The 24,255-nt window shown below is 47.1% G+C and carries 14 protein-coding genes; 11 read left to right on the top strand and 3 right to left on the bottom strand.

The features are described from left to right. The first annotated feature begins 171 nt into the window (after positions 1–171). The 3 genes from DW096_RS07890 to DW096_RS07880 all read left to right on the top strand — a co-directional run bounded on the left by DW096_RS07890 (position 172) and on the right by DW096_RS07880 (position 4,750). Positions 172–1,842, top strand: coding sequence for a LuxR C-terminal-related transcriptional regulator (locus tag DW096_RS07890; RefSeq protein WP_227212777.1), 1,671 nt, complete (start codon positions 172–174; stop codon positions 1,840–1,842). A 154-nt stretch (positions 1,843–1,996) separates the two neighbouring features. Further along, the gene (locus DW096_RS07885; protein WP_057281895.1) at positions 1,997–2,401 is read left to right on the top strand and encodes a hypothetical protein; all 405 of its coding nucleotides are present in this window, start codon (positions 1,997–1,999) and stop codon (positions 2,399–2,401) included. 12 nt (positions 2,402–2,413) lie between these two features. Next, complete coding sequence (locus DW096_RS07880) at positions 2,414–4,750, top strand: TonB-dependent receptor (protein WP_005833736.1); 2,337 nt, start codon at positions 2,414–2,416, stop codon at positions 4,748–4,750. 149 nt (positions 4,751–4,899) lie between these two features. On the opposite strand, the gene DW096_RS07875 is transcribed toward DW096_RS07880, so the two are convergent. Continuing rightward, the gene (locus DW096_RS07875; RefSeq protein ID WP_005833734.1) at positions 4,900–5,760 is read right to left on the bottom strand and encodes a head GIN domain-containing protein; all 861 of its coding nucleotides are present in this window, start codon (positions 5,758–5,760) and stop codon (positions 4,900–4,902) included. 287 nt (positions 5,761–6,047) lie between these two features. Between DW096_RS07875 and DW096_RS07870 the strand changes: the two genes are divergently transcribed. Then, on the top strand, positions 6,048–6,758 hold the full coding sequence (locus tag DW096_RS07870; RefSeq protein ID WP_118930957.1) for a SprT family zinc-dependent metalloprotease: 711 nt from the start codon (positions 6,048–6,050) through the stop codon (positions 6,756–6,758). 314 nt (positions 6,759–7,072) lie between these two features. On the opposite strand, the gene DW096_RS07865 is transcribed toward DW096_RS07870, so the two are convergent. Next, complete coding sequence (locus DW096_RS07865) at positions 7,073–7,471, bottom strand: hypothetical protein (RefSeq protein WP_005825862.1); 399 nt, start codon at positions 7,469–7,471, stop codon at positions 7,073–7,075. A 62-nt stretch (positions 7,472–7,533) separates the two neighbouring features. Next, the gene (locus tag DW096_RS07860; RefSeq protein ID WP_005825860.1) at positions 7,534–11,586 is read right to left on the bottom strand and encodes a hybrid sensor histidine kinase/response regulator transcription factor; all 4,053 of its coding nucleotides are present in this window, start codon (positions 11,584–11,586) and stop codon (positions 7,534–7,536) included. Between the two features lie 259 nt (positions 11,587–11,845). Between DW096_RS07860 and DW096_RS07855 the strand changes: the two genes are divergently transcribed. The 7 genes from DW096_RS07855 to DW096_RS07825 all read left to right on the top strand — a co-directional run bounded on the left by DW096_RS07855 (position 11,846) and on the right by DW096_RS07825 (position 24,255). Continuing rightward, positions 11,846–13,501, top strand: coding sequence for a carboxylesterase/lipase family protein (locus DW096_RS07855; RefSeq protein ID WP_005825859.1), 1,656 nt, complete (start codon positions 11,846–11,848; stop codon positions 13,499–13,501). A gap of 49 nt (positions 13,502–13,550) precedes the next feature. Further along, positions 13,551–16,682, top strand: coding sequence for a TonB-dependent receptor (locus DW096_RS07850; protein WP_005825858.1), 3,132 nt, complete (start codon positions 13,551–13,553; stop codon positions 16,680–16,682). Positions 16,683–16,733: 51 nt separating this feature from the next. Next, the gene (locus DW096_RS07845; protein ID WP_005825857.1) at positions 16,734–18,284 is read left to right on the top strand and encodes a RagB/SusD family nutrient uptake outer membrane protein; all 1,551 of its coding nucleotides are present in this window, start codon (positions 16,734–16,736) and stop codon (positions 18,282–18,284) included. 153 nt (positions 18,285–18,437) lie between these two features. Continuing rightward, positions 18,438–20,804 (top strand): glycoside hydrolase family 3 N-terminal domain-containing protein, encoded by a 2,367-nt coding sequence (locus tag DW096_RS07840; RefSeq protein ID WP_005825856.1) that lies wholly within the window; start codon positions 18,438–18,440, stop codon positions 20,802–20,804. Positions 20,805–20,891: 87 nt separating this feature from the next. Continuing rightward, positions 20,892–21,776: an esterase family protein gene (locus DW096_RS07835; RefSeq protein ID WP_008661995.1), complete on the top strand. Its 885-nt coding sequence runs from the start codon at positions 20,892–20,894 to the stop codon at positions 21,774–21,776. A gap of 31 nt (positions 21,777–21,807) precedes the next feature. Beyond that, on the top strand, positions 21,808–23,013 hold the full coding sequence (locus DW096_RS07830) for an esterase (RefSeq protein ID WP_008661994.1): 1,206 nt from the start codon (positions 21,808–21,810) through the stop codon (positions 23,011–23,013). 45 nt (positions 23,014–23,058) lie between these two features. Next, the gene (locus DW096_RS07825) at positions 23,059–24,255 is read left to right on the top strand and encodes an esterase (protein WP_117887719.1); all 1,197 of its coding nucleotides are present in this window, start codon (positions 23,059–23,061) and stop codon (positions 24,253–24,255) included.

The raw sequence follows: 24,255 nt of genomic DNA, 5'->3' as shown, positions 1-24,255 counted from the left end.
AAGTTTCAATTCTCTCAAAATCTTATAAAAACTAACTAAAATAGAAGGGACGCTGCGTGATGCAGCGTCCCTTTATTGTTTTGCCTGCGAGTTATTATTTACAGTATATATAGTTTGGAATCTACTGTTTTTTTTCTCAACTTTACTCGCTCCAAATATATAATGGAGACCATGAGAAACATACTATATATCTGTATAATGCTTTTAGGCATTATGTGCTTCGTTGGCTGTAATGACCATAATGGCCACAAAATACTTTTGGCGCGGACCGATTCTTTGTTACAGAACCGTCCGGACAGTGCGCTAAAGTTGCTTAATTCCATAGAGAAGGATGTTGGATTTTCAGAAGCGGAATGGATGAAGTTCGTTTGGAACTGTGCGCAGGCCCGCTACCGTATGGGTATGTCATTGGTGGAAGATTCGCTGCTTCCCGGCGCGATACACTACTATCGTGAGCAGAAAGACTCTTCCCGTATGTTGGATAGTTACCTGCTTGAAGCCTCTTATTATAAATGGATGAAGCAGGAGGAGCGCATGGATGAAGCGATTGAGAATGGCTTGGACTATGCCATAGCCCGGAAAGACACCTTCTGGCTTCTTCTTTTTTATCGGGGAAAGGCAGAGGTGGCTTATCAGAGAAATGATCACTCCCAGGTGATAGAGCTGATGGAAAAGATATTGCAATACGCTGATAAACTGTCTGTCCGAGAACGTAGTTCCGTATTCTATAACTTAGGACTTAATATGGCGTTGATTAACCATCCTTCTTCTTCTGATTATTTTGAACGGAGCATCGATATGGCATTGGCGGCAGCCGATACGGCTTCGGCTTGTCACTATATGAGGAACTATGCCACAGCGCTTGCCAATAACCGCGAATACGTCAAATCCAATGACCTCCTGCGCCGTGTCAAACGTCTGATGCCGGCAGTGGGTAACCATGTGATGCTGCAAATTACCTTTGCCGAAAACTTTCTCAACCTTCATCAGCTTGATTCTGCCCGTTACTACTGGAACCAGGCATGGGCCAATGAACAGAATCACGGAGGAGATAAAGCCGAAGGCTTCTCCGTACGCAGTGCATTGGTACAGCTGAAAACCGTTCTGGACTATACTTCCGGTACACCTTTGGATATTATCACCTTCGGCAGGTTTGCCGACTCCGTCAGAGTTGAGATGAGGGACCAGAACAGTGTAATAGAGCAACAGCTGGAGACCAAGAACAATCTTCAGCGGTTGAACTACGAGCTGATAATCAAGCGGCAAAAGACGCGGATGTATTCTGTACTGGTTGCCGTTCTGCTTGTCGGGGTGCTGCTGTCCTTGAGTTTCTATATCCGCAACAGAAGGAAACGCCTTGCCGAAGCCGAAGAACGTATTGATACACTGACCCGTCTACTGGAAGATGCCCAGAAGGCATCGGATAACCAAGAGGAGAATAGCGACGCTTTCTTCAAGAAGTTGCTTCTGCAGCAGCTGGGTATCATACGGCTTGTTGCCAATACACCTACCTCACAGAACCAGGCATTGCTGAAACTTATCTCGGGCATCAGCAATAAGGAGATTCCGGTGGAAGGACTGCTTGCCTGGGCGGACCTTTATCCGGTAATCGATAGACTATACGACGGATTCTACTCCCGCATGGTGGAAAGATTCGGACAACTCTTATCCGATAAGGAAGTGCAGATATGCTGCTTGCTCTGTGCAGGTTTCTCCACCAAAGAAATCGGAGTGGTGACCCAACAGACAAGTGCGACCATCTACGTGCGTAAAACTTCCATCCGAAAGAAGATAAATGCAGGCGAAAAGCAGGATATTGTGGAGTGCATAAGAGTCATTTAGACCGGAAGAAGTCGGATTAAGACTTTTATAATATATTGTTGTTGATAATCAGAACTTTAAGTATTGAGTGCTAAGACTTTTAATAGTGCGATTTAGTAGGAGTTAAGCGACTTTTCGCCTTAACTTTGCATCAAATCAAAAAACAAAAAGTCTTATGAAAAGTACATTCAGAACAATGACAATCGTAGCGTGTTTTGCACTTGTATCTCTTACTTCATGTTACTTCCCCGGAAGCGACCAGTATAAAATAAAGTCGGCAACTAAGGAATATGTTAAGTCGCAGTTAGGTGAAGGTGAGAAATTCCGTTACGGATACCTGGAGCGTAAGTGCGGTCGTAACGTAGACGGCAAATTTTGCAAGTATGCCGAAGTGCACTATGAGGTAATAAACGCGTCGGGCGAAATTTCAGAGAAAATGCTCTTTCTGCTGATGTCGGAACATTGCGATTCCGTATTGGATATCTCGGAGGAGAGAGACAAGGAGTGGACCAATAAAGAATCTCTTTCGTCAGAAGAGATAAAGGCAATCATCGAGTCAGCTTTAAAAGACAAACTCTAAACGCCGACATTTATGAAAAAGATTCTTGTTATAGCTATCATATACCTATTGGGTAGCTTTGCCGCAGCGGCGCAAACAGTGAAAGTGAACGGTACGGTAATAGACGAGCAGAACCGGCCGGTGGAATTTGTCAATGTAGCCCTGATTTCCTTACCCGACTCTTCATTCGTTACGGGAAGCACTACGAATGGAAAAGGTAAATTCATTCTGAAAACCGCCACCGGTTCAGATTTCCTGCTGAAATTCTCCTACATCGGTTATATCGACGAGCAGATTGTCATCAAGAACCCCCAAGGCACTGTAGAGATGGGGGATATCATCTTGAAAGAACAGTCGGTAGCGCTGGACGAGGTGGTGATATCGGGCAGCAATATCACGCAGAAAGTAGACCGCATGGTTGTAGTACCTACCGCCACTGCCATGAAGAATTCCTACAATCCCTACGACCTGATGCTGAACCTTGCCATTCCGCACTTGAAGGTGGATGCTCTTGGCAAAGGCCTGGAAGCCAATGGCGGTAGTGTACAGACACGTATCAACGGTATTGTGGCTACCTCCACCGAAGTGGCAGCCCTCCTGCCCAAGGAGATTGTAAGAATAGAATTCATTGAAAATCCGGGAGAGCGCTATGGCGACAGCAGCCTGGGGGCTGTGGTAGACATCATTGTCCGCCGCCGCGAAACGGGCGGACTGGTCAATATACAAGCCACTAATGCTCCCCACATATTGTTTAGCGAGGACAATGTGGTGGCCAAGTTCAATCATAAAAAGTCACAATGGGGATTGTTCTATAACTTGTCTGCCCGTAACTTCAAGAAAACGTATACGGATATAGATGAGACATATGTGTTGGAAAATAAGACGATACATCGTGTGCAGGAGGGGCTTCACGACCAAAACAAGCACTTTACCCACAATATCGACCTCTCTTACAATCTGACGGAGCAGGATAAGTACGTATTCAACGTCGTGTTCCGCAACAGTATCTATGATGCTCCCTCTCTGAACCAGTCGAACAAGCTGTATGATGCTGCGGATGCCGATAACTATATCTTCTCCGGACTGAAGAACAAGCAGTCCGGCTACACTCCTTCGCTCGACCTTTATTACCAGCGTACATTACCGAAGAATCAGATGCTTACGATGAGCGTGACCGGTACGCTGATGCACACCGACAATAACAGGCTCTACCACGAATATACTCCTCAAGCCGAAGACCTGGCGATGCTTGAAACCGATGTGACGGGAAACAAGCGTTCCATCATCGGTGAAGCCATCTACGACAAGCGTTTCAAGTCCCTCGTATTCAGTTCCGGATTGCGGCACTACCGGATGTATGCCAGGAACGAGTATGCAGGCTCCTCACCCGTCGTTTCGGAAATGAACCAGGCAAAGACAGCGGCGTTTGCCGAGGTGCAGGGAAATATCAAGAAAGTGAGTTATGGTGTGAGTGCCGGATTGACCCGCTCTTATTTCAAGGAAGGAGGGGAGGAACATACCTATTACACCTTTACCCCCACTGTCCGTCTGAACTTCTCGCCGCACAAGAACGGCAACATCAACTATCGGTTCAATGTCGAACCCAAGATTCCTTCGCTCAGTGCGTTGACCAATGTGGAGCAGGCGATAGATACCATCCAGATAGTACGCGGCAATCCGGCATTGGAGACTTACAGTGTCTTTAACAATACGTTGAACTACTCCTATATGAAGCAGAAGTTCGTCTTCATGCTGAATGTGACACATGGCTATCACAAGAATATCATCATGGAGAGTGTGTTTGCCGAGGGAGACAAGTTGGTTTCGATGAGCGAGAACCAGCGTTCTGCACAGTTTCTGCGCTTTGGCCCTTCTTTCACATTCCGCGGACTGAACATTGGTAGTCTGAAGAATTTCCTGACGCTGAGTATAGATGGTGGATTTACACGTTACTGGTCTAACGGCAATACCTATACCCATACGTATAATGACTTCTATTACAATCTGGTTGCCGTGTTCAATTATAAGCAGTTCTCTCTGTTGGGACAATTCAGTAAAAGGGCGAACGAACTGATGGGCGAAACGATTTATAAGGGCGAGAATCAGACTGCCATTCTGGCCACTTATACCCACAAGCGCCTGCAGCTGGGGGTAGGGATGATGTTCCCGTTCACCAACAACTACAAGACGGGTAAGGAACGGGTAAGCAAAGTGGCACCCTATACCTCGTGGAGCCATGCGAAAGAGATAGGACAGATGGCGGTTATCAAGCTGAGTTATAACTTCGAGTTCGGCAAGCGTTACAAATCATCCGACAGACGCATCAATAACAGCGACAATGAGTCGGGTATTCTGAATGTAGATAAATGATAGTTGTTCCCGTGCTTCGGAGATGTGGGGCGTACAAAAAACGAAGGACTTCCTCGCGGGAGTCCTTCGTCATCTTTATAGGTAATTATTTGAGAGAGAATTTAGTTTAGGCTTATAATTATTAATCTTAAAGTCTATATTTTCCAATGTTAGAGCTTATACAGTCCTTTCTTCGGATAATCCAGTTCCGGATTGCCCTTGTAGCCTACACTGCCACTTCCGCTGGTGCGTACTTTCAGGAAATCTGTGGCATGGCACTTGATGTCGCCTGAACCGGCAACACTGGCGGATGCTTTCTTGGCAACGAAATCGGAAGCAAACAAATCACCCGAACCTGCCACACTGTATTCAGCTTCTTGGGTGCTGCCACTCAGGATAGCGGTGCCCGAACCGGCAACGGATGCTTTGGTGAAGTTGGCCGTTACGTTGTTCAGCTTCATGTCACCTGAACCTGCAACGGATACTTGGAGGTCATTGCAAGTGATGTCGCTGCTGTTGATGTCTCCCGAGCCTGCGATGGAAATATCGAGGTCTATGCAGGAGATGTTGTTTCCACTGATGTCACCCGAACCGGCTACGGAAATTTTGAGGTTGTCCGTCTTCAGTCCGTTTTTCAGTTCCACGTCTCCCGAACCTGCCACGGCAATGCCGTTCAACTTTTCTGCGGACACACGTACTTCCAGTTTATTGTAGGATACGCTGACATTCTTCTTGAAGCCGATGTAGAGAGTATTGTCCTTGACACGGATATCCAGTAAGTCTACAATGTTGTCCGAGGTGTATACTTCCACTGTCGGTTTGCCGGACTTCTGCGTGTAGGTCACGTCGGGGCTGCCGGCTACACTCAGCTTGGTGAAGTTGTTCACTTTTATGTCTTTGGTTACATAGTTCTTGCTTGCCTTGACCGTCTTGCTGCCGAAGCCTCCGGAACGGTATGTGTGTTGTTGTGAACAAGCGGTTGTACTGAATGCCAATAAGGCGATTGCGATAAATGTTGTTAGAGCTTTCATATTTTTTTGTTTTTTGTGATTCAGTATTTATTAGTTAGACGTGATTTGCCTTGAAAAAGTTGCATGTAGAAATGCTTTTTTCAAAGGACGCTCGGTCATCATACTTTAATCAATTATTGTGCCACAAGTGTAAGTCGCTGATAACTAAAGTGTAATAACTTTTACATAGTGTTCATTATCGGACACTCCGTCCGCTTTTGTCAGGTGTTTGCTTGCTTTTTTGGACGATTCTTTGTTCATTTGCAAAGCCTCTTCCCCGCCCCTTCCTACGGGAGAGGCTTTGATTTATGACAGTAAACCGCATTATAGAAGATAAAGAGCTAGGTCCTTTGTTTGTCCGGGTCAATGCCCGGGCACGGCGTCTCACTTTCCGTACAAAGGAGGATGGAATTCACGTGACCGTGCCTCCCCGGACTTCTCTTGCCGAGGTAGAGAATGCCATCGAGCAGCTTCGTCCGCGTTTGAGGGCTGCCAGACAGAAGCAGGTCAGAAAGCTGATTGATTTGGATTACCGCATTGATACGGAGTTCTTTAAACTGACGTTGGTCAGCGGACAACGGGAACGGTTCTTGTCCCGTTCGGAATTGGGGGAAATGCAGATAATCTGTCCTCCTGATGCCGATTTCTCGGATGAGAAGTTGCAGGCTTGGCTGCGCAAGGTAATTGAGGAAGCTTTACGGCGAAATGCGAAGATTATTCTTCCGCCCCGTCTGTATATGCTTTCCATGCAGCACAACCTTCCTTACAAGAGTGTGAAGATAAATTCCAGCAGCGGGCGTTGGGGAAGCTGTTCGGCACAAGGCAATATCAACCTTTCCTATTATCTGGTACTTCTTCCCAAGCATCTGATAGACTACGTGCTACTGCACGAACTGGCACATACCCGCGAGATGAATCACGGGGAGCGTTTCTGGGATTTGCTCGACCGGATGACTGATGGAAAGGCACAAGCATTGAGAGCGGAGCTTCGGAAATATCAAACGAAAATAAATGGTTAGAGATTAGTATGGACGGTAAGTAGTTCCTTGTTTTACAGACAGTGATACTGCAAAACTACTGCATACCTCTTGCACTGTCACTGCACTCCTTTTGCAGTGCTGCTGCAATACCTTTGCAGTGACACTGCAACTGTTTTGCAGTAACGCTGCAAAAGGTATGCAGTATCGCTGCAGTGTCACTGCAGGAGTTGTGTAATGTCTTTGCAGTAGCACTGCAAAAGTTATGTGATGTCTTTGTAGTGGCTGTTGGTAAGCCAGGAAAAAGCTTGTTGACTCCGAAATATGAGAGCAAAATGCTTCACAACTTTTTATCCCTAATTTTTTGCCAGCTGCTTCACCTCTTCCCCTTCCTTCTCGAACCGGTATTCGCCCCCTTTTTCGCTTAGCTCAAATAAGGAAAGCTTTTCAGTTGCATTGTTTACAATCATGAGTGCGTTTTGCTCGGCAAAGCGTTTCACTTCGATGGTGAAAGGTTCTTCTGCAATGGTGCGGTTCACCAGCAGGCTGTCGTTGATGAATATGGAAGTGGAATCTCCGGCAAATCCTTTCGTCAGTGTGATGGTGTATGTCTCGATGAAGTTGCGTTCTCCTTCTTTCCGTTGTTGCAGCCTCATGCTCATGTAGACAAAGATGACAACTACAAAAATCACGGCGAAAGCAAGGATGCCGTTGCCTATCATAAACTGCTTGTTGGTATTCAGTCGGTGTGCCATGGATAAAAAGTTTTTTTAAGAATGGTACAAATGTAATGAATAAATTTGAACCGACTGGTTTTTTACTTGCTGTATTCGCTCGGCGTCGCCCCGAATTGTTTCTTGAAGCTGGTCGAGAAATGGGACAGTGTACTGAATCCCGTCATGTCCGCTATCTCTGAGATGGTATATTTCCCTTCCTTTATCAATTTGGCGGCACGGTTCAGCTTGTAGGTCTTGAAGAATACGCTGGGGTTCTCACCCGTCAGCCCCTTTACCTTGTAATAGAATTTGGTGCGGGAGATTTTCAGCAGCTCGGTCATGCGCGCCACGTCCAGTTCCGGATTGGAGAGTTCGTTTTCCATCAGGTGGTAAAGTTCGGTCATGAAGGTGTTGTCTTGCGGGGAGAGCACGTTCTCCTCAATCTCATCCGTTTGGGTGGAACGGCTCAGGAGACTGCGCACTTTCTCACGGTTCTTCAGCTGGGATTTGATAAGCGCCAGCAGGTAGTTGGGCTCGAAAGGTTTCGTTACGTAGGCATCTGCACCGGTATTCAGACCTTCCACCTGGTTCTCTACAGTAGCTTTGGCTGTTACCAGTATCACGGGGATGTGGCATAGTTGCAAGTCTTCCTTTATCTGTCGGCAGAGGTCGTAACCGTTTCTTCCGGGCATCACTACATCGCTCAGTACGAGGTCGGGAGCTTCTTCGCTCATGGCTTTGAAGGCGCTGTCGGCATCGAAGCGGCAGACAACGTTGTAGACGGGAGAAAGCAGGGCCTTCAGGTAGTGGGCCACTTCCGTATCATCGTCTACCACCAGCAGGGTTTGCTTTTGTTGCCGGATGCTCTCTGTGTTTTCCAGTTGATACTGTTCTTCCGTTTGTATCGGAAACGCCTTGTTCTGTTCTTCTTCGGGGAGGGTACATTCTTCGGGGGTATAGGAGAGGTCATTCACCGGCAGCAGCAGGGTGAAGACGGCTCCGCTTCCTTCGGTACGGTTACCGGCTTTCAGGTAGCCGTGATGCAGCAGCGCCAGGCTGCGGGCGTAGTACAAGCCGATGCCGGTTCCCCAGTTATAGGTGCCTTTGGATTGATTGTCCAGTTGGTAGTAGCGTTCGAATACCTTCTCCAACTGTTCCTCGGGGATTCCGTTCCCGCTGTCGGCCACGGCAACTTTGACGTATTGCGTGTCGATGTCTTTGTCGGTCAGCGTAAAGAGACGCGCAGCCTCTTCGCGGGTAATGACGTCGAAGCACAGTTCCACTTTCCCACCGTTCGGAGTGAACTTCAAGGCGTTTGAAAGCAGGTTTCCTACAATCTTGTCCAGCTTGTCCACGTCCAGCCACATGAGGAAAGTATCCTCCAGGCCATAAGTGTTCAGTGCGATGCCTTTCTCGTTGGCGTTGATGCGGAAAATATCTACAAAGCGTTGCAGTTGCGAGATGATGTCAGTCCGTTTCACTCGCAGCTTCAGGGTGTCATTCTCCAGTTTGTTGAAGTCCATCAGCTGGTTCACCAGACGGAGCATGCGCCCCACACTGCGTTGTACGATGTAAAGCAGTTGTTTGTTTTCTCCCTCTATCTTGGGACTTTCGCAAAGTTGTGTCACCGGGCCCGAAATCATGGTGAGCGGGGTGCGGAACTCGTGCGAGATGTTGGCAAAGAAACTCATGTTCATGCGGTTCACCCGTTGTTCCTGCTCCTTCTCAAGTTTGGCACGCCGGGTGGTTTCTTTTTCCTGCTTGATACGTAGCCAGGCACGGATGAAGATACCGATGATGGCGGCGGCAATAAGCAGATAGATACACCATGCCCACCACGTTTGCCAAGGGGCGGGCTTTACGATGACGCGTATGGAATTCTCCCTTTCTACAATGCTCTTGTCGTTATTGGTTATTTTAACTTTGAAGGTGTAGGTACCGGCAGGCAGATTGGCATAGTAGGCCTCGCGGTTGTTGCGGGCATCAATCCAATATTTGTCGAAACCGTCCATCTTGTAATAATAATGTACGCGTTCATATTCGCAGTAGTCCAGTGCGGCAAAGGAGATGCTGAAACCATTCTGATTGTGGTCCAGGCAGATGTCCGGTCGGTAGGAGAGGTGCTTGTCTATACTTTCGCTGTCTTGTGGGCGTGCCAACCGGTTGTGTATCTTCAAATCCTCGAAGAGCAGTGGAATTTCCCGTTTGGTACTTACGTCCATAGGGTTGAAGAAAGTCAGCCCGTGCGTACCGCCAAAAACAAGTGTCCCGTCGGGCAGGCGGCATGAAGAACGGTCGTAAAACTGATTGCCGCCTATGCCGTCGGCGGCATAGTAGTTGGTAAATTTCCCTACGGTGCGGTCATATTTGCCCAGCCCGTATTGTGTGCCTGCCCATATATTGCCTTGTGCATCTTCCTCAATGCAAGAGATGTCCCGGCAGGGTGTACCCTCTATGGTCTCGATTTTTCCGGTGGCGGCAGAATAGTGCAGCAGTCCGTTGCTGACGGTCCCAATCCATACATCTCCACGACTGTCTTCGAAGATGTCGGTAGGGATGAATACTGAACGTTGGATACAAGCTTGCCAGTCGGTGTTCTCGAATGGTACTTCAGCGCTTTCCCAATTGTCGGGATTGATTTGCATGACTGGGTTCATGAAGGCAGTGGTCCACATCTTTCCGTTGTTGCGTGGAAGGAGTCCGGGTATGAAGGTTCCCGTCCAGGAAAATACTTTTGTTTGGACAAATTCTTTTTCTTTACGCTTTTTGGCATAAAGTTTAGGGCTGTATGTACCCACCCAAATTGTTCCACAACGATCTTGTGCAAACGACAGTGGTAGGAAGATGTCATGAATAGACTCTGTCTTCAGTATGCCGTTTTTATAGCTGCATTTCATCACCTTGCTCGCATAGAGGGCCGCCAGCCAGATGTAGCCCTCATCATCTACGAATACGCGTGTGATGTCCGGTTTGTCGGTAGCGCTTTTTCCCGGAAGTCCAGCCGAGTCCACTTCTTTCACTTCGTGGCTGTCCATGTTGTAAACGTACAGCCCGTCTATCATGGTGGCCATCCAGAGATTTCGCTCCTTGTCCACTGCCACGGACAGCACTGACTTTCGGTTCAGGTATGAGCTGAGATGATTATTGGTGTTGAAACGTTCTTTATAGTTGTAACGCACGACATAGCCTTGGTCTACAGAGCCTATCCACAGGTTTTTCTGTGAGTCGGTAAACATGGTGCTTATCTTGAAGTGAGGCACTTCGAAGGGAAAACCGTTTTCGCTCTGATGTATCACGTATCCTTCCACGTAGTTGTAGAGAAACATTCCTTGTTGGTCGGTATTCAGCAGCAGGCTGTTGCTGCCGTAAGGGTGGATGTAGTTGACGTTGGCATGCAGCAGCAACGGATGGCTCCGAAGGGCTTGGGGTGTTTCCTTGAATTTGTGCGTATGTGTGTCGAACAATGTTATCTGGCGGTTTCCCGCCAGCCATAGGATTCCGTTGGTGTGCATGAAGAAGTGGGTGGGAAAAATGCCTTGCATTGGAATGGAGTCTTCCAGCGCTAGTGTGGAGGAGTTGTAGCGGCGCAGAGACAGTGGGGTCACTGCCCACAGTTTGTTGCTCTGGTCTATGAAGCAGCGGTTGTTGAAGGTATAGTTTGGGTCAAATATCTTGATGGGTACGTCAAATTTGTGTGTTTGTGGATTATATACGGCAAGGTTGTGCATCATGTTCAGAAAAATCTTTCCGTCTTTGTTCTCGAGTATTTGGATGCCGTTTTTATTGGGGAAGTCCAGTGGGATATTTTGGAAATTATCTTTGTCTGTGTATAGGCTGGTTCCATTTACGGTGACTACCCACAACCGGCCTTGTGAATCACGGAAGAGGTCGTTGATTTGATTATCGGGTATATCCAGCGAGTCATCCGTACAGTAATACTGATGATATTCGTGTACATTATATTTGTTTACCCCTCGTGAAGTTCCTATCCAAATGTGTCCTTGTGCATCTTCGGCAAAGGCGGTGACCTTCTGATTGGAGAGGTCATTGGTGATGACGGGGCTTTCGATGCTGCCTTCCGGTGTGGGCTTTGTGTCCGACGGATTGCACGCGGTGATTAAACACAATAGAAGTAAGTATTTAATGTATTTCATAATATATAGTGTAGACTAAAAGCATTGGCATGTCATCCATTTGTTTTGTTCAACGAATCTCTGCATTACGATGCGAAAATACTCATAAAAATTGAGAGAGAGACTGCCGGAGAGCATGTTTTGAACAAATCTGCAAACATTTGAACATTGGAGAAAGCTGTTTTGAACATCGGGGAAAGCCGTTTGGATAACGTAGAAAATCCTTCTGGGGAGAATGTGCTAATATTGCAATCATAAAAACATAAAACTAATACATAATATGAAAAAGCAATTCTTGTCAGTGTTAGCATTCTCCGCCATCCTACTTTCCTCGTGCGGAGGGACAGCTAAAATAGAGAAAGCATCTGCTTGTGGGCAGGAGGGGGAGATTACGGCTTCTTCGGCAACCGCCATTGCCGAGACCGAATCAGGAAAAGTAGCCGGATATGTGGAAAATGGTATCTATATATATAAAGGTATCCCATATGCCAAAGCCGAACGTTTTATGCCGCCCGTGGCCGCTGATAAATGGGAAGGCGTCCGCAGCAGCCGTGCCTATGGCCCTACTTGTCCGCAAGGCAAGCGCATGGGATGGTACAGCGACGAGCAGGCGTTTGCCTTCAACTGGGATGACGGTTATCCTGACGAGAATTGTCTGCGGGTGAATATCTGGACACCGGGACTGAAAGACGGGAAGAAACGCCCCGTCATGGTGTGGCTGCATGGTGGAGGTTATTCCGCCGGCAGTGGTCAGGAGCTTCCCTCGTATGACGGAACAAATCTGGCAAAGAAAGGGGATGCAGTGGTTGTGACGCTGAATCATCGTCTCAACGTCCTGGGTTTTCTCGACCTTTCCGCCTATGGCGATAAATATGCAAAATCGGGCAATGCCGGACTGCTTGATCTGGTGGCGGCACTGCAATGGGTGAATAAGAATATAGAATCCTTCGGTGGAGATGCTCGGAATGTTACCATTTTCGGTCAATCCGGTGGAGGAGGCAAGGTCTCTACGCTACTTGCCACGCCATCGGCGAGAGGCTTGTTCCATAAAGCCATTGTACAAAGCGGATCTATGCTTCGCACGATGGAGCAAAAGTATTCTCGTCGCATTGGCAGTGCCGTGATGGAAGAACTTGGTCTGAAGGCTTCGCAGATAGACGAACTCTGCAAGATGCCGTATGACAAGGTGCTTGCCGCCGGTGACAAGGCGATAGCCAAAGTGCGTGCAGAGGCAGAGAAGGAGGGGGTGTCTTCCTTCATTTTTGGCTGGGCGCCTACGGTGGACGGCGATGTACTGCCCGTACAGCCTTTCGACCCTCAAGCTCCAGCACAAAGCAAGGGCATTCCGGTAATGATTGGCACTACTCTGCACGAATTTACCATGAGTACTTATGTCCCCGCTTTTCGTACCATTACCAAAGAAAAAGCGGTGGAATTCCTGCAAAAGAAATACGGCGAACGTACGGACGAGTTCCTTACCGCTTTCGAGAAAGCCTACCCCGGCTATCAGCCTAAAGATTTGGTGGATGTGGACTTCGTGTTCCGTCCCGGTGCTGTGGAGCAGGCTAAACTGAAAGCTGCGCAGCAGGGTGCTCCGGTCTATATGTACATGTTCGCGTGGGAATCGCCCGTACTTGACGGCATGTTTCGCAGCACGCACTGCATGGACATTCCCTTTGCCTTCAACAATGTAGTGCGCCACGCTTCCATGACCGGGGGTGGCGCTGAAGCACAAGCTTTGGGCGAAAAGATGAGCAGCGCGTGGTTGAACTTTGCCCGTACGGGCAATCCCAATGCCGAAGGGTTACCCGAGTGGGAACCTTATACCGCAGAAAAGGGAGCAACGATGATTTTCAATAACGATTGCCAAGTGAAGTATAACCATGACAAGGAACTGCTGGAGGTAGTGATGGCATTTCCTACACGTGGGTTCTGACACTTTCTTAAGAAACCTTTTATTATTAACATAAATCTAATTTAATCAAATGAAACAAAATCTGAAGCAAACAGCTCGGAAGAGACTTGCAGCTATGGCACTCTTCCTATTGATCTGTCTTCCTTTCAGTCTGGCACAAGCCCAGACTATAAAGGTGAACGGTAGGGTTACTGACGACCTGAATGAACCGATGATTGGCGTGAGTATCTTTGAGAAAGGCACTACCAACGGTGTCATTACGGATATGGACGGCAACTACTCTTTGTCTGTGAAAGAAGGAGCGACGATTGTCTATTCCTACATCGGCTACCTGACACAAGAAAAGAAAGCAGTGGCAGGAGTAATGAATGTGATATTGAAAGAAGACACTAAAACGCTGGATGAAGTGGTGGTGGTAGGTTATGGCGTGCAGAAGAAAAGTTCACTGACCGGTGCCGTATCTTCGGTAAAATCAGAAGATATGGAAGCACGTACCATTACCCGTGCTGAGCAGGCATTGCAGGGTAAAACTGCTGGTGTGCAAGTGCTCAGTGCATCTGCTAAACCGGGTGCTTCTCCACAGGTGCGTATCCGTGGAATAAGTTCTAACGGCTCTTGCGATCCGCTGTATGTAGTGGATGGACGTATTGCCAGCGATATTGGTGGTATTGACCCTAATGACATTGAGTCTATGGAAGTTTTGAAGGATGGTGCTTCTGCAGCTATCTATGGCGCTGCTGCCGGTAACGGTGTAGTATTGATTACTACAAAGAAAGGAAAAGGAAACGGTAAAATCACATACGATTTTCAATATACTTCACAGAGTTTGGGTAAAGTACCCGAAGTAATGAATGCTGCGCAGTATAAGGAATTCTTCTTGGAAAACAAGAAGCTTACCCAGAGTGCTTTTGATACCTATTGGGATGGAAAAACCGATACGGATTGGGTCGATGAGGCTTTTGAAAACAGTTCGATGGTACGTCATAATGTGACTTTCCAAGGTGGTAGCGACAGAGGTTCTTTCTATCTGTCATTGTCCCACCTTGATAACGACGGTATGATTGTCGGCAATGCCGATACTTATGAACGACTCACGGGAATGGTAAATGCCAGCTGGAAAATCAAACCTTGGCTGGAGGTAGGTACCAATAATCAGATTGAGCACTACAAAACTCAGTCCGTAGCCGAGGGCAATGAGTATGGTAGCATGATGCTTTCTGTATTACAATTAGACCCTCTGACCAAGCCTCTTTATCCTATTGATGACTTGCCGTTGAATATGGCTACCATCTATAAGGATCATAAGAATATGTTGGGCGATGGAAACGGCAACCTTTATGGTGTATCAGCTTTCACTGGCAATGCCGAAGCTATCAATCCTTTTGCCATGCGTGACAACTCTTATACCAAGAACAGAGGCTTTAATATCAATGGTTCTACTTATTTGAATTTTATGCCTATCAAGGGGCTTACCGTTACTTCTCGTCTTTCTTATCGTTTGGCTTCAACTTCCTCTTATGGCGTGGGGCAATCTTATTACTATACTGACAAGGCTAAACGTGATTGGGTGGAGGTTTCGGCTTCGGATTATAGCCCAACCTATTATCAGTGGGAGAACTTTTTGAACTACACCCGTTCTTTTGGCAAACACAACGCAACATTGATGTTGGGAACTTCTTATAGTCAGAGCCGTTCTTATGGCGTTAGCGGAAGTAAGAAGGGATATAATGAAGATACTACAGATATGTGGGGAAATGTGATTAACAGAGTTTCGCATTTGGGTTTCTTGCAGAATGATCCTAATTTCTTCTACTTTGCCTATGCTACATCTGATGCTGTAAAGGATGTAAGTGGTGGTGAGCCTACCTATACTCGTAAATTATCTTACTTCGGACGTTTGAATTATGACTATGCCGGAAAGTACATGGCTCAGTTCTCACTGCGTGCCGATGCTGCTGACCTCTCTGTGTTGCCAAAGAACAAACGTTGGGGCTATTTCCCGGCAGTTTCTTTGGGTTGGGTTCTTTCGGAGGAAAATTTTATGAAAGGAACTGAAGACTGGCTGTCACAATTAAAGCTCCGTGCCAGTTGGGGACAGAATGGTTCTACTGCATCATTGGGCGGTTATAAATGGAATGTATCAATTGGTGCTACCGGGCATTTGGCTGTAGGTGATAATAATAATTTCTCTTACATCAATGGTTATGCTCCCTCTGCTACCGGTAATGACGGACTTAAATGGGAAACTTCTGAACAAACCAATATAGGTATTGATGCCCGTTTCTTGAATAGCCGTTTGACTGTTACAGCCGATTATTTCCATAAAAAGACAAAAGACCTGATTGTTTCGGGCATTAAGGCTTCAACTGTAGTAGGTAACAGTTTCTCGCCAGTTAATGCCGGTAATATTACGAACAAGGGGTTTGAATTGGAACTGGGATGGCAAGATCGTATTGGTGACTTTGCTTATGGTGTCCGTGCCAACGTTGCTACATTGAAGAATAAAGTGACCAAGATGCATGAGTCTTTATCAAGTATTGATGGGGCTACTTATGTGACTTATGGAGCCATTACTCGTTTTGAGGTAGGTAAGCCCGCGTGGTATTTTTATGGTTATGATTTCATGGGTGTGGATTCAAAAACCGGTGAGCCAATCTTTAGAGATATTGATGGTGTAGAAGGTATTACGGATAATGATAAGACAGAAATTGGTAAGGGAATTGCCGACTATACTTATGGTATTACCTTGAATGCAGCTTGGAAGGGATTTGATTTTATCTTGTTTGGTACGGGTTCTCAAGGTAACGATGTGTTCTGTGGCTTGAACCGTGTGGATTACAATTTGAATCAGCTGACTTATTTTACAAAAAACCGCTGGACAGAAAGCAATCGCAATGGGAAGACTCCTGCATCAGGCGCTACAGATTATACCAAGTATCTGACTTCTTCCGGTTGTGTATTTGACGGTTCTTATTTTAAAATTAAACAGATTCAGTTAGGTTATTCTTTCCCGAAGCAACTGATTAAGAAGGTAGCAATTGAAAATCTACGTATATATGGCTCACTTGAGGACTTCTTTACTTTTACAGACTATCCTGGTTTTGACCCTGAAGTTACCGGTGTCGGAAATTCATTAGGTGTGGATAAAGGTAGTTATCCTAATTCAAAGAAGGTTGTTCTTGGTTTGAGTGTGACATTCTGATTTTTATGAACTTATTAAAATGAAAAACATATGAAATTAAGATATTCTTTAATGCTCGGAGCGCTCCTTATATTGGCTGGCACTTCGTGTGAAGACAAATTGGATATACCTCAAAAAGGTGTATTGGACTTTTCCACTTATTATAAAACTGACGAACAAGCTCAAGCAGCGGCTGATGCGCTTTATATACAACTCAAGGGTACATACTATAACTATACGATGATGAAGAATGCCCTTTCGGACGATGTTTGGGCAGGTGGTGGTGGTCGTAATGACAATGCAGAGCTGGAAGGCTGTAATGAATATTCATTTGGCTCAGACCAAAGTTTTATCGGAGGCGTATGGGAAAGCTACTATCAGCTTATTTATAAGGCGAATGTGATTCTGGGACGTGTTGAGCCTGATACTGATTTGAAGAAGAAGGCTTGTGCTGAAGCCAAGTTCTTCCGTGCTTTTGCTTATTTTGATTTAGTTTCTATGTGGGGTGATGTACCATTGGTAGACCATGAACTTGATAAATCCGAATATCAGTTGGCTCGTTCGCCTAAGGCTGATATTTGGGCGTTGATAGAGCGGGACCTGACTGAAGCTATCAATTCAGGACTCTTGGAGGAAAAGAAGAGTGTAGATGATAAAACGACATGGCGTGTTACCAAGCAGTTGGCACAAGCTATATTGGGTAAAGCTTATTTATGGCAAGAAAAATTCCATGAAGCTGCTGTTGTCTTGAATGAGGTTAGAGCTAGCGGTAAGTATAAACTTTATGATGGAAATTATGAGGATATCTTGACCTACAAGGCTGAGTATAATTGTGAAAGTATGCTCGAAAGTAACCGTATTTTTGATGCAAGTAATTCCATGGATGAGTTCAGTTTCTTTGAGGTGATGAATCATTGGCGCACTGATAAGTTGGATATGTCTGGCTCTAACAATCAGTTTAATGGTACCGGATGGGGATTTATGGTTCCTCAGAAAAAGTTGTATGATGCATTTGTTCAGGAAGAGGGTGTAGATGGTTATCGGTTGAATCAGACAATGAAAACCTATGACCAAATTACTCAATTGGGTGTCAAGGTTGCCAAAGGGCAGAGTTTGATTAATGAAGGTTATTTCATGTGGAAACGTCGCTTCTCGAATGTAGAATCTCCTGCTGGGTTCTGGTGTTCATATAATAACTATCGTTGGATGCGTTATGCTGAAGTCTTGTTACTGGCAGCTGAAGCAAACCTGAAGGATGGCAATCAATCCGAAGCTGATGCTTGCTTGAATGAGGTGCGTCAGCGTGCAAGATTGGATGCTAAGACAGCTACCCTGGATGCCATTAAATTGGAAAAGAGACTGGAACTCTGTTCTGAATATACCCGTTATCAGGATATTATCCGTTGGAAAGATGCGGAGGCTTTGCTTAAGGATCAGGGTGAAAGAACACCTATCTTGTCAAATAAGGCAGGAAAAGATGAGCCGGATAATGTAGCGGTAGAATACATTCAGTATAACAAGGATAAAACGCGTTATGGTTTCAAGGAAAGACATTATTTGTTGCCTATTCCGGCAAAGGAGATCCGCTTGAATCCGAATATGGAACAAAATGCAGGTTGGTAAAGCGTATAAAGAATCAAAATCTAACTTCGTCGTCTGATGCAGATAAACAAAATTAGATTTTTCTAACTGATTAATTGTTTGTAGAAGAAGTCCCCCGTGGGAATCAGCTAATTGTACGGGGGCTTCTTTTGTGGCTTTTTAAATATAATATATATGAGAAGATTGTCAATTACTTTATTTTCACTCTGTCTGGCATCTGCCTTGACTGCACAGACGACCGGTTCGAATCAGTCAGTCAGACTGCGTGCCGACAATATCGACGAAGTGGTCAGTGCTATGACCCTCGAAGAGAAGGTACACCTCGTCATCGGTTGTGGGATGTCGATGGGAAGTGATACCAAGTTTCCCGGAACAGCGGGACGTACTTACGACATTCCCCGACTGGGTATCCCTTCCGCCTATCTTGCCGACGGACCGCACCGGTTGGCGATGGCTGCCAAGCGGGAATTCGACAGCCGTACTTATCATGCTACGGAATTCCCTTCCAGCACCACGGTGGCAGCTACTTTCAATCCGGATGCAGCCCATAAGGTGGGACGTACTTTGGGTATGGAAGTGAAGGATTATGGTTTGGATGTGTTGCTGGCACCGGGTGTCAACCTGATGCGAAATGTGCTTTGCGGACGTAACCATGAATATTATTCGGAAGATCCGGTGTTGGCTGGTAAAATGGCTGCTGCCTATATCAATGGAGTCCAGAGCCGGGGGACAGGTACCTGCCTGAAACACTTTGCCGTGAACAACCAGGAGACCAACCGCAATAACAACGACTCTCGCCTGACACAGCGCCCCTTGCGCGAGCTGTATTTGAAGTGCTTCGAGATTGCTGTCAAAGAGTCTCAGCCCTGGAGCGTGATGACCGCCTACAATAAGGTGAACGGCAAATATACCTGCGAGGACCGCGAACTGACAGAAGACATCCTCCGCGACGAATGGGGATTCAAGGGACTGGTGATGTCCGACTGGAATGCCGGAAAAGATGCCGTGACCTCCATCGTAGCAGGAAACGACATGCTTCAACCGGGGCAAGACCGCCAGTATAAAGCTATTTTGGAAGCCGTAGAGAACGGTACACTGGATTTGGCACTCCTCGACCGCAGCGTGAAGCGTGTGCTGGAGTTTGTGGTCAAGAGCCATACCTTTGCCGGCTACGAGTATCCCAATAAAACCGATTTGGAGGCTCATGCGCAAGTAGACCGTGAGATAGGTGCGGAAGGTATCGTGCTGCTGGATAACAAGCAGGCGCTACCCATGGCTGCCGGCATCAAAAAAGTGGCCCTTTATGGAACTACTTCCTATGACATGGTTCCTGCCGGCATGGGCTTTGGCAGTACGGGCATCGGCTATTACACGGTTTCTATGGTAGAAGGTTTGCGCAATGCGGGCTACATCGTGGACAAAGAATTGCTGAACTGCTACAAGAAGCATATGGCCGACGAGCAGAAACGGCTCTTTCCTCACGGAAAACCGCCTTTCGCCTTTACTCCGCTGCCCCGTGCCGAGGAGTTCCTGCCCACTGCCGAGGAACTGGCTGCACAAGTGAAGGCCAACGACATTGCCGTGCTTACGCTGGGGCGTGTCAGTGGCGAGGGCTGTGACCGCCGTGTGGAAGATTTCCTCCTGAAGGAGAACGAATTGGCTCTGATTAAGCAAGTGTCTGCCGCTTATCGTGCTGCAGGCAAGAAACTGGTGGTGGTTCTCAACATCTGCAGCCCGGTGGAGACTGCTTCTTGGAAGGGACTGGCAGATGCAGTGGTTTGTGCCTTCCAGCCGGGACAAGAGGTGGGTAATTGTATCACGGACATCCTGACCGGAAAGGTGAATCCTTCGGGCAAGTTACCCATGACGTTTGCCGTGAAATATGGCGATGCGCCGTCGGATGCTAACTTCCCTTTTGATTACGAGTTCAAGATGCCGTCGTTTGCTATGGGTACCGGCATGAACTTCAAGTCCGAAAAGAAAGAGGAGAAACCGAAGGAACCGGAGAAAAATGTGGATTTCACCAACTATGAAGAGGGAATCTATGTGGGTTATCGCTATTTCGACACTTTCGGTAAAGAGGTTTCCTATCCGTTCGGTCATGGTTTGAGCTATACTGCTTTTGACTATGCGGTAGAGAACGCCAAAATGGATGCCGACCGCTGTGAGTTGAAAGTGAGCGTGAAGAACATCGGCAAGGTGGCAGGGCGTGAAGCTGTACAACTCTATGTGAAAGCTCCGAATGGGGGACTTGACAAGCCTGCCAAGGAGTTGAAGGCCTTCGGCAAAACTGCCTTGCTCCAGCCGGGCGAGAGCCAGACACTGATTCTGACTTGGAACGTGATGGACATGGCTTCCTTTAATGAGAAAAACAGCTCTTGGGAGTTGGCTAAGGGTGAATATCAGTGGATGGTTGCCGCATCTTCGGCCGATGTGCGTTGCACAGCGGTACAGAGGGTGACAAAGGCACGCAAGCAGAAAGTGCATGATGCCATGCGGGCGCAAGTGCCTGTGGCTGTGTATCCGATGGTGAAGAGATGAGGGGGATATGCGTGAAAAAACTGATATATATCAATTAGTTTTAGAGTGGAAAACGCTTATTTTGTAGTACATTTTTAAATCGATACCATGAAAAGATTGATACTCTCTCTTTTAGCCGTCTGCTTGCTGTGGATGGCAAATGCACAAAATCCTGCATGGGGACCGCAAAGCAAGGTAGTGACCGACAGCATCTACAGCCAGGTATTGAAAGCACACCGTGCCTACACCATCTATCTGCCGCAAAGCTATAGCAATGAAACGGATAGGAAATATCCTATCCTCTATTTGCTGCACGGCATGTCGGGGGTGAATACCAGTTGGTTTACAGACCAACGTGTGAAGGACGTGATGGACCAGTTGGTGGCATCGGGCGAGGCTTGCGAGATGATTATCGTCAGCCCTAATGCCGGAGGCAATCCGGCTACTTGCTGGAACGGCTACTTCAACATGCCGGGCTGGGCTTACGAAGATTTCTTCTATAAGGAGTTCCTTCCTTATATAGAGAAGACTTACCGGGTGAAAGGTGATAAGCGGCATCGTGCCATTGCCGGACTTTCTATGGGCGGAGGTGGAACGGCAAGCTATGCACAGCGCTATCCGGATATGTATTGTGCTGCTTATGCTATGAGTGCTTTGATGAACATCCCCGTTAGTGGTGAGGAGGTGGGAAGAGACCCCGACCCCACAAACAAGATGGCTGTACTGACGCGTTCTGTGCAGGAGCATAGTTGCATCAGGTATGTGGCTGAGGCAGATGTTGCGCGTAAGGCACAGCTTCGTACTGTACAGTGGTTTGTGGATTGCGGAGACGATGACTTTCTGCTGGACCGTAATATAGAGTTTTTCCAGGCGATGCGTAATGCCGGTATCCCTTGCCAGTTCCGTGTGCGGGATGGCGGACATACCAGCGAATATTGGCATTCGGCACTTTATATGTGCCTGCCTTTTGTAAGTCGCTGCTTTGCTAAATAACAAGAAGCTAATTCATTTAATATAAGAAATTATGAAAAGATTATTAAGTTTGGCAGCGATGCTGCTGGTCTGCTGTGTCACCCTTTTTGCACAGCAAGCTCTTTGGGGAGGTGCGGCAGTTGTCTCTCCTGATATTCATGACGACAACACGGTTACTTTTCGCTTGAAAGCTCCTAAGGCTGTAAGGGTGCAGATTACCGGTGATTTTCTGCCTCCACAAACTATTAAGACTCCTCGTGGCGATTATGATGCACCGGGCATTGCCGATTTGACAGAGGGGAAGGATGGCGTTTGGGAATTTACTACTCCCGAACCATTGAAGCCGGAACTTTATGGATACTCCTTTATTGTGGACGGATTGAGAATGATGGACCCGAGCAATGTTTACATGATTCGGGATGTGGCTACCGTGACCAATGTATTTATCATCGGTGGTGACCGTGCCGATTTGTATAAAGTGAATAAGGTACCCCATGGAACGGTAAGTCGCATGTGGTACAATAGTCCTTCGCTGGGAATGGACCGCCGTCTGACGATTTACACTCCGGCTGGTTATGAAACCAGCGGCAAGCGTTATCCGGTATTTTATCTGCTTCATGGTGCAGGTGGTGATGAGGAAGCTTGGATTGCTCTTGGCCGTACTTCGCAGATATTGGATAATCTCATTGCACAAGGCAAGGCTAAACCTATGATTGTGGTGATGACTAACGGCAATGCTTGGCAAGATGCTGCTGCAGGTGAATCTCCCAAGGGTTTTGTTGCCCCCTCCATGCGTCCCGACGAAAGAGCGAAGGTGGCGGAAGGTGCTTTTGAACTCTCGTTCCCCGAAATCGTGAAGTTCGTGGAGAAGAATTTCCGCACTCTTGCCAATAAGAAGAACCGTGCCATTGCCGGGCTTTCTATGGGTAGTTTCCACTCTTGCAATATTTCCAAGTATTACCCGGACATGTTCGACTATGTAGGTCTTTTCTCCGGTGCAAGTACCGGAAACGATAAATCGACTTGTCCGGTCTATACCGACTTCGAAGGTAAGCTGAAGACTCAGTTTGCCAAGAAACCGGCTCTTTACTTCATCGCATGCGGCAAGACGGACTTTGTTTATAAAGGTGTGGCCGATTTTCGCAAGTTGCTTGACGACAATGGTTATAAGTACGAGTATCTTGAAACGGGCGAGGGACATATCTGGAGGAACTGGCGAATCTATCTGACGGAGTTCGCGCCGAAGTTGTTCAAATAAGAGGATTTGGTATAACTAATTTAATAACAAAATAACATACGTATCATGAAAAGAATTTCTATTTTGTCAGCTCTGTTGCTGATGTGTGCGATGACTTTCGCGCAACAAGCTCTCTGGGGAGGCGCTCCCGTGGTCTCACCTGAGATACACGACAACAATACAGTAACTTTCCGCTTGAAGGCGCCGAAAGCCGTAAAGGTGCAAGTAACTGGCGACTTCCTGCCTACGCAGAAAATCAAGACTCCTTTTGGTGAGTTTGATGGTCCGGGTGTGGCAGATTTGAAAGAGAACAAGGACGGTGTGTGGGAATTCACTACTCCCGAACCGCTGAAACCAGAACTCTACAGCTACACTTTCCTGGTAGACGGACTGAAGATTAACGACCCTGCCAACGTCTATATGATTCGAGACGTGGCAAGCGTGACGAATGTATTCATCATCGGTGGTGACGAGCGCATCGATCTCTACAAAGTGAATAAGGTTCCTCATGGAACGGTATCTAAGGTATGGTACAACAGCCCTACGCTGGGTATGGACCGCCGCCTGACTGTCTATACGCCTGCCGGATATGAGACAAGCGGCAAGCGCTACCCCGTCTTCTACCTGCTACACGGCATGGGTGGCGACGAGAACGCATGGAGCGAACTGGGACGTACGGCACAGATTCTGGATAACCTCATCGCCCAAGGCAAGGCCAAGCCGATGATTGTAGTAATGACCAACGGTAACGCTGCGTTGGAGGCTGCTCCGGGTGAATCGTCACTGGGTTTTGCCGCTCCCAGCATGAATCTGCCCAAGACGATGGAAGGCTCTTTCGAGACTGCTTTCCCCGACGTGGTGAAGTTCATTGATAAGACTTACCGTACGCAGGCCAACAAGCAGGGTCGTGCCATTGCCGGATTGTCTATGGGCGGTTACCACTCCATGCACATCTCCAAGCAATATCCGGATATGTTCGACTATGTAGGTCTGTTCTCGGCAGCCATCATGCCCAACAAAGATGTGAAGTCTCCGATTTATGACAACCTTGAAGTCAAACTGAAAACCCAGTTTGCCAAGAAACCGGCACTCTATTACATCGCTATCGGTAATAAAGACTTCTTGTTCCAGGCCAATAACGACTACCGCAAGATGTTGGACGAGAAGGGTTACAAATATGAATATTATGAAACCGGAGAAGGTCATATCTGGAAGAACTGGCGTATTTACCTGACAGAATTCGCACCGAAGATATTTAAATAA

The sequence above is a fragment of the Bacteroides sp. AM07-18 genome (assembly GCF_003602695.1).
Taxonomy (GTDB): Bacteria; Bacteroidota; Bacteroidia; order Bacteroidales; family Bacteroidaceae; genus Bacteroides; species Bacteroides uniformis.
The sequence above is the reverse complement of the archived record's forward strand: the minus strand, read 5'-3'. Positions and strand labels throughout refer to the sequence as shown.